At 37.8% G+C, this 14,931-nt stretch carries 9 protein-coding genes; 7 read left to right on the top strand and 2 right to left on the bottom strand.

What is annotated here, in order from left to right:
* Nucleotide 1: 1 nt before the first annotated feature.
* From LB465_RS05270 to LB465_RS05285, 4 genes are read left to right on the top strand one after another with little or no spacing between them, the layout of a single operon-like run.
* Nucleotides 2-3,379, top strand: coding sequence for a VCBS repeat-containing protein (locus tag LB465_RS05270; RefSeq protein ID WP_224467838.1), 3,378 nt, complete (start codon nt 2-4; stop codon nt 3,377-3,379).
* On the top strand, nt 3,363-6,629 hold the full coding sequence (locus LB465_RS05275) for a VCBS repeat-containing protein (protein ID WP_224467840.1): 3,267 nt from the start codon (nt 3,363-3,365) through the stop codon (nt 6,627-6,629). The genes LB465_RS05270 and LB465_RS05275 overlap by 17 nt, the downstream gene beginning before the upstream one ends.
* Nucleotides 6,630-7,964 carry a vanadium-dependent haloperoxidase gene (locus LB465_RS05280; protein WP_224467842.1) on the top strand — a complete coding sequence of 445 codons (1,335 nt, stop codon included), beginning with the start codon at nt 6,630-6,632 and terminating at the stop codon, nt 7,962-7,964.
* 3 nt (nt 7,965-7,967) lie between these two features.
* A complete protein-coding gene (locus tag LB465_RS05285) occupies nt 7,968-8,870 on the top strand; it encodes a GyrI-like domain-containing protein (RefSeq protein WP_224467845.1) in 903 nt (300 codons plus the stop codon).
* A gap of 122 nt (nt 8,871-8,992) precedes the next feature.
* Here LB465_RS05285 and LB465_RS05290 read toward each other — a convergent pair whose 3' ends face one another.
* Together LB465_RS05290 and LB465_RS05295 are read right to left on the bottom strand one after the other, a co-directional pair.
* On the bottom strand, nt 8,993-9,637 hold the full coding sequence (locus tag LB465_RS05290) for a gluconate 2-dehydrogenase subunit 3 family protein (protein WP_224467847.1): 645 nt from the start codon (nt 9,635-9,637) through the stop codon (nt 8,993-8,995).
* 11 nt (nt 9,638-9,648) lie between these two features.
* Nucleotides 9,649-11,352, bottom strand: a complete 1,704-nt coding sequence (locus LB465_RS05295) for a GMC oxidoreductase (protein ID WP_224467850.1) — start codon at nt 11,350-11,352, stop codon at nt 9,649-9,651.
* Nucleotides 11,353-11,501: 149 nt separating this feature from the next.
* Here LB465_RS05295 and LB465_RS05300 point away from each other — a divergent pair, with 149 nt between their 5' ends.
* The 3 genes from LB465_RS05300 to LB465_RS05310 are packed head-to-tail and all read left to right on the top strand — an operon-like array spanning nt 11,502 to nt 14,930.
* Entirely contained in the window at nt 11,502-12,515 is a 1,014-nt protein-coding gene (locus tag LB465_RS05300) for a sugar phosphate isomerase/epimerase family protein (RefSeq protein ID WP_224467852.1), read from the top strand.
* Nucleotides 12,516-12,533: 18 nt separating this feature from the next.
* Complete coding sequence (locus LB465_RS05305) at nt 12,534-13,769, top strand: nucleoside permease (RefSeq protein ID WP_224467854.1); 1,236 nt, start codon at nt 12,534-12,536, stop codon at nt 13,767-13,769.
* Between the two features lie 21 nt (nt 13,770-13,790).
* The gene (locus LB465_RS05310) at nt 13,791-14,930 is read left to right on the top strand and encodes a Gfo/Idh/MocA family protein (protein WP_224467856.1); all 1,140 of its coding nucleotides are present in this window, start codon (nt 13,791-13,793) and stop codon (nt 14,928-14,930) included.
* The last annotated feature ends 1 nt before the right edge of the window (nt 14,931 follow it).

The raw sequence follows: 14,931 nt of genomic DNA on the forward strand, positions 1-14,931 counted from the left end.
CTTGATAAAATTCAATCAACATTTCTCAACCCTACCGGCTTTAAGCTTGATTCTTGTTATTCTTTTTTTCAACTCATGCGCTAACGATAAGCAGGAAAATGAAGTAAAAGAAGAGAATGAAAATAAAGATGCATTATTCTTCAAAATGTCCTCCAGTGAAACAGGAATTAATTTTGAAAACACAATTACCAATACTAAAGAATTCAACATCTTTAGGTACAGAAATTTTTACAATGGTGCCGGTGTCGGTATTGGTGATATCAATAACGATGGCCTACCCGATATCTATTTAACTTCTAACCTCGGGAAAAATAAACTCTATCTAAATAAAGGTGATTTTAAGTTTGAAGATATTACAGAAAGTTCGGGGACGGCGGGAACCAAGAACTGGAGTACAGGCGTGAGCTTTGTAGATATTAATCACGACGGACTTTTAGATATTTATGTTAGTAATGCTGGAAATATTGAAGGTTCAGATCGTAAAAATGAACTTTTTATCAATAATGGAGATCTTACGTTTACAGAAGACGCCGCCTCTTATAATTTAGACGAAAACGGATTTACCACCCACGCTGCTTTTTTTGATTATGATGGCGATGGTGACCTCGATGTTTACATTCTCAACAATAGTTTTATTCCGGTTTCCAGCCTTGGTTTCGATAACAAACGAGATCTTAGAAGTGAAGACTGGGATTTGCCAGAAATTTTTAAAGGTGGAGGCGATAAATTACTGCGTAACGACAACGGAAAATTCACCGATGTGAGCGAAGAAGCAGGAATCTATGGAAGCCTAATTGGCTTCGGACTTGGAGTTACCGTTGGTGACGTGAATAACGATCAACTCCCCGATCTCTATATTTCCAACGATTTTTATGAACGCGATTATCTATATATCAATAATGGTGATGGTACTTTTACTGAAGATATTAAAAACAGGGTTTCCCATTTAAGTCTTTCTTCAATGGGAGCAGATATGGCCGATATAAATAACGACGCCCGCCCAGAGATTTTTGTTACCGATATGCTGCCCGAAAGTGACAAACGCCTTAAAGAAACTTCAGATTTTGAGCGTTTTGATATCTACAAACTCAAAGAAAGCAGAGATTTCTATCATCAATTTATGCAAAACACCCTGCAGCTTAACACCGGGAACAACGGTTTTCAGGAAATTGCATTTCATAGTAACGTTGCCCAAACTGACTGGAGTTGGGGGGCACTCATTTTTGATATGGATAATGACGGTTTTAAGGATATCTATGTAAGCAACGGCATTTACCACGATCTTACCAACCAGGATTTTATGGATTTCTTTGCTAACGATATTCTTCAGGAAATGGTGATTACCGGTCAGAAAAAAGAATTTGATTCCATTTTAAATGAGATGCCCAGCAATCCTATTTCTAATTATGCATTTCAAAATAATGCCGATTTAACTTTTGATAATAAAACCCAGGATTGGGGTTTAAATGAACCCAGTTTCTCCAACGGCTCAGCCTACGCCGATCTGGACAACGATGGCGATCTCGACCTTGTAGTCAACAACGTGAATCAGGAAGTATTTATTTATAAAAATAGATCATCAGAAAAATTAGGCAATAACTACCTAAAATTAAACTTGCGAGGAAAGGGGAAAAACACTTTTGCTATAGGTAGTAAGGCCCTACTCTATCTCAATAATCAAGTGCTTTCTCAAGAATTAATTCCTAGCCGTGGATTTCAGTCTTCCATAGACTACAGCCTTACTTTCGGCCTCGGAAAAACTGAGAAAATAGATTCGCTTCGAATTATCTGGCCGGATAGAACTACGCAGCTTGTTGAGAATCCAGGGATTAATACCACTTTAGAACTAAGTCAAGCTGAAGCAAATTCAACGTATAATCCTCAACAGAAAAAAATTCAACCTGTTTTTTCTGAAGTAAAGATGAACCTTCAAGCACATAAAGAGAATAATTATATAGATTACGATTACGAAGGTTTAATCTCGAAGATGTTATCTCGTGAAGGTCCGGCATTAGCTGTGGGCGATGTTAATGGGGACGGAAATGAGGATTTCTATTTAGGCGGCGCAAAAGGCCAATCCGGTGTGCTTTACCTGCAAAACAATTCAGGAAAATTCACCGATAAAAAGCTTGATATTTTTATTGCAGATGCAAGTTTTGAAGATACTTACGCTGTTTTTGCGGACGTTAATGGGGACAACAAACCAGATCTTATCGTGGGTTCTGGAGGGAATGAGGCAAATGTAGATAAGGAAGTTTTTCGCAGTAGAATTTACTTAAATCAGGGAAATGGTAATTTCAAACTCTCAAATTTGAGCTTACCGAATACCGGGAATAATACTGCTGTGATCGCACCTTATGATTTTGATAATGATGGCGATATAGATTTGTTTATAGGAAGCAGAAGTGTCCCTGGAATTTTCGGTATTAATCCAAAGCATCAATTATTAGAAAATGATGGAAAAGGAAATTTTAAAGATTTAACCGATGCTAAAGCTTATATTCTCAACGATCTGGGGATGGTTACTGATGCTTCCTGGGAGGACACCAATAGTGACGGCATTAAAGACCTCATACTCAGCGGGGACTGGATGGCGCCTAAAATCCTTCAAAACAATGGGGATTCTTTTAAGTTAATAGATACTAAGCTCGAAGAAATTTCCGGGGCCTGGACAAGCCTTTCAGTTTTAGATATAAATGCTAATGAAAATCCGGATTTCATATTAGGAAATCGAGGCACCAATTCATTTTATCAAACTTCAGCCGAAAATCCGGTTAAGGTCTACATAAACGATTTTGATAATAACGGCACAATAGAACAAATTTTCACCCGGAATATAAACGGCAGGGATGTCCCAATACATTTAAGAAGAGAACTGGCCGGGCAAATTTCAGCAATTAAAAAGCAGAATCTAAAATTTTCAGAATATGCTACAAAGTCTATCGATGAACTTTTTCCGACGGAAATTGTTGAAAATTCAATCGTAAAAGAAATAACAACTTTTAAAAGCCTGATAGCTTTAAGTGATTCTAAGGGAAATTATAAATTTAAAGAATTACCCACCGAGGCTCAATTATCCAGTATTCACGCGATCGAGCATTTAATTACGAAAGATGGAAGTAAATATTTTTTACTTGCAGGAAATGATTTCGATTTGAAACCGCAATTTGGCCGTTTAGATGCCAGTAAAGGCCTTCTTTTAAAGGTGAGTGAAAATGGGGTTATGGAAATTATATCCAATAAAAAGACTGGATTTACTGTAGAAGGTGAAGTAAAGCACATCAGGAAAATTTTGAATAAAAATGGTGAAATCTTTATTCTCGTAGCCATAAATAATCAGGAACCAAAAATCTTTAAGTTTGATGAGAAAGCACTTTAGCCTGATATTTTTATTCATCTTTCTCGCCTCGTGTGAAAAAGAAAAATCTTCAGAAGATTTTCTCTTGGAAAACCTTCCGGCAGAAACTACGGGTCTATATTTTAGCAATGATCTTACCGAAACCAATGCCTTAAATATTTTAGATTATTTGTATTTCTATAATGGTGGCGGCGTTGCAGTTGGAGATATTAATAACGATGGCTTACCCGATATTTACCTCACCGGTAACCAGGTTAAGAACAAACTTTTTCTCAACAAAGGGAACCTACAGTTTGAGGATATTACCGAAAAGGCAGGGGTTTCAGGATTGTCTGACTGGAATACTGGGGTGGTCATGGCCGATGTTAACGGGGATGGTTTTCTAGATATTTACGTTTGCGCCGTTTCGGGAATTAACGGTTTAAACGGAAAAAACGAATTGTTCGTCAACAATGGCGATGGTACTTTTACTGAAAAAGCTGAAGAATTCGGACTTGATTTTCAGAACTATTCTTCCACGGCCGCTTTTTTTGATTTTGATAATGACGGCGATTTAGATATGTACCTTCTAAATCACGCCGTACACACGGTGAACACCTACGGCCCAGCCAATATTCGAAATAAACGTATCGCCGAAAGTGGGGATAAACTTTTAAGAAATGATAACGGGAAGTTTGTTGATGTAAGCCAGGAAGCCGGCATTTACGGAGGTGCTAATGGCTACGGCCTTGGCCTCGCAACCGCTGATTTTAATAATGATGGATTTACCGATATCTATGTTAGTAATGATTTTCACGAAGATGATTATTATTATCTAAACAATGGAGACGGCACTTTTACCGAAACCCTAAAATCAAAATTTGGCCACGTAAGTCGGTTTTCTATGGGAAATGATGCTGCCGATGTTAATAACGACGGTTTTATAGATATTCTCACGTTGGATATGCTTCCCCAGGATGAAAAGGTTTTAAAAGCCTCTGTAAGCGACGATCCCCGGGATTTAGATAAACTAAAAACCGAAGAATTGGGCTATCACTACCAGTATGCCAGAAATATGCTTCAAATAAATAAACAGGGAGAATATTTTCAGGAAACCGGGCTTTTGAGTGGTGTGGCCGCCACCGATTGGAGCTGGGCTCCTTTATTTGCAGATTTTGACCAGGATGGCTTTCAGGACCTGTTTATAGCCACCGGCATTCCCAAACGTCCCAATGATCTAGATTATATAAAATACGTTTCCAGTAAACAGATTCAGAAAAAAATAAATAATACCCGTCTTGTAGATAATGAAGCTTTAGATATGATGCCTTCTGGAAAGGTCCATAATTATGTTTTTAAAGGTTCTGACAGCCTCAATTTTAAAGATCAATCCGGTAAATGGATGGCGCGCGATTCTGTGATCTCTACAGGAATAGCTTATGCCGATCTGGACCACGACGGTGATTTGGATATTGTGAGTAACAATATTGATGCAAATGCGAGTATTTATGTAAATCAATCTGATTCTACTTCAGCTTATTTAAAATTATCCTTTAAACTGAAAACTGAAAATACCTTTGGAATTGGTACCAAAGCAATTGCCTGGCAGGATGGAAAAATGCAAACTCGCCAGCTTTATAACTCGAGAGGCTTTCAGTCTTCTTCAGAGCCTATTATCCATTTTGGGTTTCCGAAGAAAGAAAAATTAGATTCCCTGTTGATCATCTGGCCAGATAATACCTATCAAAAACAGGAAAAACTGGATTTAAATCAGCATTTAGTAATAATTCCAAACCAAAACGGCGATAGTATTGATTACAAAAAACTTTATCCTTCACCAAAACCCTGGTTTGAGAAAATCGATTCTCTACCCGGAATTACTTTTAATCACCGCGAAAACAGGTATACCGATTTTGACAGACAAAAACTGATACCTTATCAAATTTCAGACCGTGGGCCTGCGGTTGTTGTGGGAGATCTAAACGGGAATGGGTTAGATGATATCTACTTCGGAAATTCAAAATTTGAACCGGCAGAAATATACTTTCAACAGGAAAATACTTTTAAAAAGCAGTATTTTGAGCTGTTGGAAAAAGATGAAAAAACCGAAAATACTTCAGCCGTCATTGCCGATTTAAACCGGGATAATAAAAATGAACTTTTAGTCACTTCCGGCGGTGGTGAATTTTATGGTGAGGCTGATGCATTACTGGATAAATTATATGCTCTTGAAAATGGGGAATTAAAAGCTAAAGAATTACCAAAATACTTTGAAAATACTTCGGTCGTAAAATTAGGCGATCTTGACGGCGATGGCGATCTGGATATTTTTGTTGGAGGCGCCGCGGTTTCCAACGATTTTGGGAAACTCCCTTCCTCCTATTTACTCATTAATGAAAATGGAGAATTCAGAATCCGGAAAAATTCTGAAATTGAAAAGGTGGGAATGGTAACCGATGCGGTCTGGACCGATTTTGACGAAGATGGCCTTGAAGATTTGATCGTGGTTGGAGAATGGATGTCTCCGCAATTCTTTAGAAATAATAACGGAACTTTAGAGAATGTTTCAAGAAATATACTGGACAAAAAGCTAAACGGGCTTTGGCAAAGCATTATTCCTTTTGATATAAATAACGACGGAAGAATGGATTATTTACTCGGAAACTGGGGCTTGAACACTAAATTTCCGGCTTCAGCAGAATTTCCGCTAAAAATGTATTATTCAGATTTCGATAAAAACGGAAGCACAGAAACAATTATAACTTATGCTAAAAACGAACAATATTATCCGGCAAATGGTCTCGATGAACTCGTAGGACAACTTTCCTATCTGCGAAAGAAATTTCCGGAGTATAAAGATTTCGCAGGAAAAACCATAGAAGATATTTTCGAAAAGGAAGTCCTGGAAGAAGCTAAATTACTGAAAGTGCATACAATGGCTTCAGGATATTTGCTAAATAAGGATGGAAAGTTTATTTTTGAGCACTTTGAAAATGCATTGCAGGTTACACCAATTTTGGCATTTTTAAAAGCAGATTTTAATAAGGATACTCTGGAAGAAGTATTGGTTGCCGGAAATTATTTTGGAGTAACACCATATCATGGAAGGTTTGATGCCCTTGCGGGAAATATTATCACACAGAATGGTAAAATCCTTGAAGGCGTTGAACTTGGCCTGAATCTCACTCAGAAAAGCGTGAGAAGCCTTGATATTGTAACTTTCAAGGGAATTGATTATCTTATGGTAGGCATAAACAATGGCAAACCAGAATTTTACAAATTGAATAATTAAATGAAAAAATACCTTTATTTTTTTATAAGCACACTGGTTTTAGCTTCTTGTTCCAAAGAAGAAAAATCTATTGTGGTTTCAGCTGAAAATTATCATCATACTGTAGACAAAATTACTGATATTATGGTGCACGATATTTTTTCGCCGCCGGTAGCCAGCCGGATTTACGCCTATTCTAACCTGGCCGCTTATCAGATAATGAGGCAGGAAAATAAAGACCTCATAGATTTTACTTCAAAATTCGAAGAATTACAAGCAATTCCGAAAGCAGATTCCACCGCCAATATTAACTTTAAGCTTGCAGCATTAGTTGCCAAAATGGAGATTGGAAAGAAATTAATATTTTCTGAAGACTTGCTTACCTCTTACCGTGATAGTCTCTACACCGATTGGAAAAAAACAAATGAAGAGGAATTCAAAAGCTCCAAAGATTATGGCTTAGCCGTGGCACAACATCTTTCTAAATGGATAGATGAAGATAACTATAAAGAAACCCGTACTATGCCCAAATATTCGGTGTATAGCGACGATCCGGGGCGTTGGCAACCAACCCCACCCTCTTATATGGATGGCATTGAGCCCCACTGGCCAAAAATAAGACCCTTTACTCTTGATTCTGCTTCTCAATTTAAACCGGCACCACATCCAGAATTTTCCTTGGAAAAAGGAACGGCGTTTTATGATGAGCTTATTGAAGTTTACGAGATAAAGAATGAAATGGAGAAAAAAGGAGATGAATCTGAAGAGATTAAAATAGCCCAATTCTGGGATTGCAACCCTTATGTTTCTACCCAACGAGGCCATCTTATGTTTGCTACCAAAAAGATCACTCCCGGTGGCCACTGGATGGGGATTTGCAAAATTGCTTCTAAGAAAGCAGCTTTGGATTTCGCTCAAAGCTCTTATGCATATACCGCAACTGCTATTGCGCTTGCCGATGGATTTATAAGTTGCTGGGATGAAAAATACAGTAGTAATTTGGTAAGACCTGAAACGCTTATTAATAAATATGTAGATGAAAACTGGAAACCAGTGCTACAAACACCTCCATTTCCGGAATATTCCAGCGGACACTCTGTTGTCTCCGGAGCAGCTTCTATAGTACTCACCAGAATTTTTGGAGAAGATTTTAACTTTAGGGATGACACCGAAGTAAAATATGGCTTACCTGTAAGATCTTTTGATTCCTTTGCCCAGGCAGCCAATGAAGCCGCTATAAGTAGATTGTATGGCGGAATTCATTACCGATCGGCAATAGAAAATGGCATTGTTCAGGGTCGCAATCTCGGGACTCACGTAGTAGAAAACCTTAACCTGCAACCCCTCACCTACTAATTAATGTCAAAAAAAATCTGGCTATTGCTTCTTTGTGGCATACCTGTGCTCTTTTTGCTTTGGTATTTTGTAATAAAGAATAATGATTACGCTATAACATTTGAAACTAAAGCACTACCCAGTGAAATAGTTTACCTGATTGACTCTCCTGTTTTCGATAAAATGCAGATTAATAATTCAGAAATCAAATCTAATTTTTCCCAGGTAATTCAGGATGCACAATTAGGAGCAGAGTTCTATGATCTCAATTGGAATATTGAACCTAAGAATGATTCTATCACTAAAGTAAAACTCAGTGTAACCAATCAAAATAATTCGCTTAAAGATCGATTTTTATTGCTAATAGGCCAAAATGATTTTCAAAAGAAAATGAGAGATGAGATCGTATATTTTAAAGACGCTCTTACTACATATCTCGAATTATATAAAGTGAAAATTGAAGGTAAAACAAGTTCCCCAAAAAATACCTGTGCCTGCATTACTACTGATAGTAAGGTAGATCAAAAAGCTTTCGAGATGATGAAAACCATAGATATCCTTTCTAATTATATCCTGAATAATGATTTAGAGACCCTTGGAAGACCTAGAATACTCATCAATTCCTGGGATAAAAAAGCTGAAAATATAAATTTCAGTTTTTGTTTTCCTATTGCCGAAATGAAAACCTATCCGAAGGATTTATTAATTGAAATTAAAGAAATTCCTTCAGAAAAAGCTTTGAAAGCAAGCTTCCACGGCAATTATATGTTTTCACATAATGCCTGGTTGCATCTGATAAATTATGCCGAAAAACATAATATTGAAGTCAAGACTGAGAATATCCTGGAAGTTTTTCAGAATAACCCTCAACTAGGTGGAGACGAATCTCAATGGGAAGCTGAAATATACCTGCCTTTAGCAGAGTAAAACTTTAGGACTAAACCTTATTTTAAGGACTAACCTAAAATAAAAAAACCTCGCAGTTTAAATTCTGTGAGGTTTTTCAGTTAAAGCGAAGTATTGAAATTAACTTGTTTTAAGAATAAAAACTAAAGGGACATTGCTTTACCGCCACCCAATTCGTCTACGGGACCACAAGGAATATATTCTCCAGGAATTGGATCGTACCACATGACTTCTTCACCAATTTCTTCACTGGTTTTGTAAGCCCATATTCCCATATCACGTACCTCCTGTAAATAAGCTAAGGAACCGGCATCTGGGTCTAAAGTTATTTTTTGATCTCTATCCTGTGGATCCTGGGTTGCTGTATTTCTTTTAGCGATTTCATCTCTTTCTGCAGGTGTGGCTTTAAGATATTTCGCTACAATTTGCTCATATTCCTCTAAACTACCTTCGCCTTCTTCTTTACCAAATTCATTTTTAAAAGCTCTGGAAAACGCATCAGCAGACTGTTTGAAATTCTCCTGTCTATTTTCGTGAGCTACTTGTTCCATATAAGAATCTATGAATTCAGCAATATTTAACTCTTCCGCTCCGGGAGTATCGGTTTTAGGTAGAATAACTTCTAAAATCTGCTTTAATGCAAAACCATTAGAAGCACTTAAAAAAGTTGGCTCCCAATTATAGGTAGGATCGTTTTTACAGCTTTGTAAAAGGTTTAAAGTAGTGGGACCTACAATAATAGCTCCCGCTCCAAGTCCTATGTTTCTTAATGCCTGTCTTCTATTCATAATCCTTTTTTTTAAGCGTTAGATTTTTTAAAATTCTTAGAAGCATGGTCTGCAGCTCTTGCCGTCATAGCCATATAAGTTAAAGACGGGTTCTGGCAACCTGCAGAGGTCATAAAAGAACCATCAGTAACATATACATTGGGAACAGCGTGTACCTGATTATTTCCGTTTAATACCGAAGTTTCTGGATCTCTTCCCATACGGGCAGTTCCCATTTCGTGAATTCCAAGTCCGGGAGCTCCTAAATAATCATAAGGCTGAATATCTTTAAAGCCACCCTTCTCTAACATTGCAACCGCTTGTTCTACCATATCTTTTCTCATTTTCAGTTCATTTTCTTTGAACTCGGCATCAAAAGTTACAGTTGGTAAACCCCACTCATCGGTTTTATCATAATCAAGGGTCATTTTGTTTTCGTGATAAGGTAAAGTTTCACCAAAGCCCATAAGTCCCATAGTCCAGCCTCCGGGCTTAACAATTGCTTCTTTCAATTCTTTTCCATAAGAAGCTTCAGCTATTGTTTCACTCCAGTCTCCACGACCAGCACCACCCTGGTAACCATAACCACGGATAAAACCTAGATCATCGCTTCCTTTTATATTTCTAAAACGGGGTAAGTAAATTCCGTTAGGTTTTCTTCCTTTATAATATTGATCTTCAAAACCATCGTATTTAGCAGAAGCTCCAGCACGAAAATGGTGGTCCATTACATTATGTCCAAGTTCTCCACTATCGTTCCCCATGCCATCTTCAAACCTATCAGATTTTGATTGCATTAGGATACTTGTAGAAGCAATTGCAGAAGCACAAAGGAAAATCACATTGGCTTTAAATTCTATTTCCTCTTTAGTTTCAGCATCTATAACTTTTACGCCTGTAGCCAGTTTGGTTTCAGGATCGTAAATAACCTGGTTTACCACAGAATTGGGTCTCAAAGTCATATTTCCAGTCTTCTCGGCTGCTGGTAAAGTAGAGGAGTTACTGCTAAAGTAAGCTCCGTAAGGACAACCTCTAATACAACGGTTTCTATACTGGCAGTTAGAACGGCCTTCAAATTCTTTATCCCCCGTGAGGTGAGCCACCCTTCCAGCGGTTAAAACACGACCATCTGTAAAGCTTTCGGCCATACTTTTTTTAAGGTGGTCTTCAACACAATTAAGCGGCATTTGCGGGAGGAATTTACCATCGGGTAATTGGCTAAGGCCAAGATTTTCACCGCTAACACCTATATAAGATTCTACATAATCATACCAGGGTGCAATATCTTTATATCGAATTGGCCAATCTACTCCGTGACCGTCATTTTTATTGGCAGCAAAGTCCAAATCACTCAAGCGGTAGCTATGACGTCCCCACATAATAGATCTACCGCCTACGTGGTAACCACGCATCCAGTCAAATCTTTTGGTTTCATTGTAAGGGTGTTTAATATCATCTACAAACCAATGTGCACTCGCTTTATTGGTAGTATAACCGGTACGGGATTGCTTTTGCTGGCGTTTTTCTTCTTCCCTTGTCAATTGTCCTTTAAACTTATAATCCCAGGGATCATCGTTCATTGTAGGATAATCTTCAATATGCTTTACCATACGCCCCCGTTCAAGAACCAGGGTTTTAAATCCTTTTTCACTAAGCTCCTTCGCGGCCCAACCACCGCTAATTCCTGTACCTACGACTATTGCATCGTAAGTGTCATTTTCATAATAATTGCTCACTGTCTTGTAGTTAATTAATAATTTAGTTAATCGAATCCCTCCAAATATATAAATTTAAGGTTATAATTTTACTTCTTTAAAAAAAAGTATACTTTTAAGATTCCAAAATATCAGTAAAATCACATACTAGTAACTATTAATCCCATTCTATGAAAATTACACCAACGAAAATTTCCTCCTATTTATTAGTCCTTTTTTTATCCTTCGGAATTTATTCCTGCAAAGACCAAAAGTCGGAAAATGAAAATGCTAAAACCTCTGAAGCTCAAACCGAAGAAAATGCTGAACCATTCTTTAAACTTTCCCTGGCCCAATGGTCTCTTAATGAACCTATTTTTGCCGGTGAGTTAGATCCTATGGATTTTGCTGAAAAAGCAAGCGAAATGGGCTTTGAAGGTATTGAATATGTTAGTGCTTTCTATTCGCAGCAAATAAACGAAGCCGAAAATCCCGAAGAAGCAATGCAAAAGGTTTTGGATACTTTAAAAACTAAAAGTGAAGAATTCAACGTAGAAAACGTTTTGATTATGGTAGATGGGGAAGGCGAGTTAGCCAGCCCTGACAAAGCTGAACGTGAAGAAGCCGTTGAAAATCATAAAAAATGGGTAGATGCCGCCAGTTTCCTCGGAGCTCATTCTATACGTGTAAACCTTTTTGGAAGTGAAGAACCGGAAGAATGGAAAGATTCAGCTACAAAAGGTTTAAAAGCACTTAGCAAATATGCTGCTGAAAAAAATATAAATGTCTTGGTTGAAAACCACGGTTACCTTTCTTCTAACGCAGAACTTTTGGTAGAAGTTATTGAAGGAGTGAATATGGAAAATGCTGGAACCCTCCCCGATTTCGGTAATTTTTGCCTCAAAAGAGAAGGTGGCGAACGTTGGGAAGCAAAGTGTGTTGAAGAGTATCCAAAATACCAGGGCATAGAAGAAATGATGCCTTATGCCAAAGCTGTAAGCGCAAAATCTTATGATTTTAATGAGGAGGGCGAAGAAACCACGCTTGATTATGAACGAATTCTGAAAATAGTACAGGATGCAGGTTACACCGGTTTTGTTGGCGTAGAATATGAAGGCGAAAATTTATCGCCAGAAGAAGGTATTGAAGCCACTAAAGAACTTTTAATAGAAGTTGGAAGCAAATTAAACAGCAACAATAACTAAGAGAAGCGACAGAAAATAATGAAAAGTTTAACCAGATTTCAACTATCAACCATGATGTTCCTCGAATTCTTTATTTGGGGAGGATGGTTTGTAACTTTAGGAACATTTTTAGGACAGAATTTAAGTGCTACCGGTGCACAAACCGGGATGGCCTTTTCTACACAATCTTGGGGAGCCATTATAGCTCCCTTTATTATTGGCCTAATCGCCGACCGCTTTTTTAATGCCGAACGCATTTTAGGATTTCTTCATATTGCCGGTGCGATTTTGCTTTATATGATGTTTCAGTCGGAAGATTTCACTAATTTTTATCCTTTTGTTTTGGGATATATGATCCTTTATATGCCAACATTGGCTCTGGTAAATTCCATTTCCTTTTACCAAATGACCGATCCATCTAAACAATTTTCCAGCATCAGGGTTTTTGGAACCATAGGCTGGATAGTTTCGGGAGTTGTAATAAGCCTGGTTTTTGGCTGGGATTCTGCGATGGCGCGAGAAGAAGGAATGCTTAGATACACTTTCTTAATGGCAGCAATTGCTTCTGCTGTTCTAGGATTATTCAGTTTTACATTACCTAAAACACCACCAAGCAGCAAAGGTGAAAAAGTAACTTTATCTGATATTTTAGGACTGGAAGCTTTAGCCCTTCTAAAAGGGAGAAACTTTTTAATGTTCTTTATTTCATCGGTATTAATTTGTATTCCACTGGCTTTTTATTACCAAAACGCCAATCCTTTTCTTTCTGAAGTAGGCATGGAAGATCCTACTTTTATGATGTCTATCGGGCAGATTTCCGAAGCATTATTCCTTTTATTACTGCCTTTCTTTTTTAAGAAATTCGGCTTTAAAATAACCTTGCTGGCGGGTATGCTCGCCTGGGTATTGCGTTACCTGCTTTTCGCATATGGGAATGCGGGAGAATTGGTTTATATGCTAATTATAGGTATAGCACTCCACGGAATTTGTTACGACTTTTTCTTTGTATCCGGACAGATCTATACCGATTCTAAAGCGGGACCAAAAATTAAAAGTGCAGCACAGGGTTTAATTACCCTGGCAACTTACGGCGTAGGGATGCTAATTGGTTTCTGGGTAGCAGGACAGATTAGCGATCTTTATTTAAATGCAGATGGCACTCACGACTGGGAACAGATTTGGATAGTTCCGGCGGGGTTTGCCTTTGTTGTAATGATATTATTTGCTATTTTCTTCAAAAATGAAGATATAGCGAAAAAGGATATTGAAATATAACAAACCAAAAAGAAATAAAATATGGGTAAAAAAATAAAATTAGGAGTACTAGGTGGCGGTGGCGATTCCCTTATTGGGGTTCTACACCGCGTAGCCTCTTCTATGTATGATAAATTTGAATTTGTAGGTGGAGTTTTTAATCCTGACCTGGAAGAAAGTAAAAAGTTTGCACAGGAGTTGGGAATTGGAACCGATAGGGTTTATAAAGACCTGGATCATTTAATAGCTGAAGAAGCAAAATTGCCGGAAGAAGACCGTATAAAAGCTGTTTCAATTCTTACACCTAACTTTTTGCATTTTCCAATGGCAAAGCAGCTTTTGGAAAACGGTTATCATGTGATTTGTGAAAAACCAATGACTACCACTTACGAGGAAGCTAAGATACTTGAAGACACGCTCATAAAATCTAAAACCATTTTTGCGGTAACATACACTTATACAGGTTACCCAATGATTCGCCAGATGAAAGAAATGATCGCTGCAGGCGAGATTGGCAAAATTCAAAAGGTAGACGTGCAATATTACCAGGGATGGATAAATTCAATTATTCACGATAAAGATGAAAGAAACAGTATTTGGCGCCTTGATCCTGAAAAAGGAGGTATCAGCTGCTGTATTGGTGATATTGGTACACACGCTTTTGATATGATAGAGTATGTTACAGGCCTTGAGGTAAAAGAACTTTTAGCCGATCTAAACTATGTTTATTCAGATAATAAAATGGATGTAGATGGAACTGTGCTACTTCGTTTTTCAGAATTTGTAAAAGGAGTGCTTAGATCCAGCCAGATCGCTACGGGAGAAGAAAATAATTTTGCTGTAAAGATTTACGGAACAAAAGCCGGCCTAAAATGGGAACAGGAAAACCCGAATTACCTCTACAAACTGGAAGACGGGCAACCAATGAAGGTTTTAAAACCCGGGCACGAATACAATTCAGCGCTTTCTTTAGACGGTACCAAACTGCCTCCGGGACATCCCGAAGGTATCTTCGATTCTATGGGAAACATTTATAAAGGAGTTGCAAGGGCAATTAATGGAGAAAAATACCACCCAGCCGAATTTCCTACAATGAAGGATGGAATTCGCGGAATGAACTTTATCGAAAAAGTAGTAAACTCTCATGCCAAAGGAAATGCTTGGGTAAAGTTGGACGCATAAA

This window comes from Salegentibacter lacus (assembly GCF_020164555.1).
Classification (GTDB): Bacteria; Bacteroidota; Bacteroidia; order Flavobacteriales; family Flavobacteriaceae; genus Salegentibacter; species Salegentibacter lacus.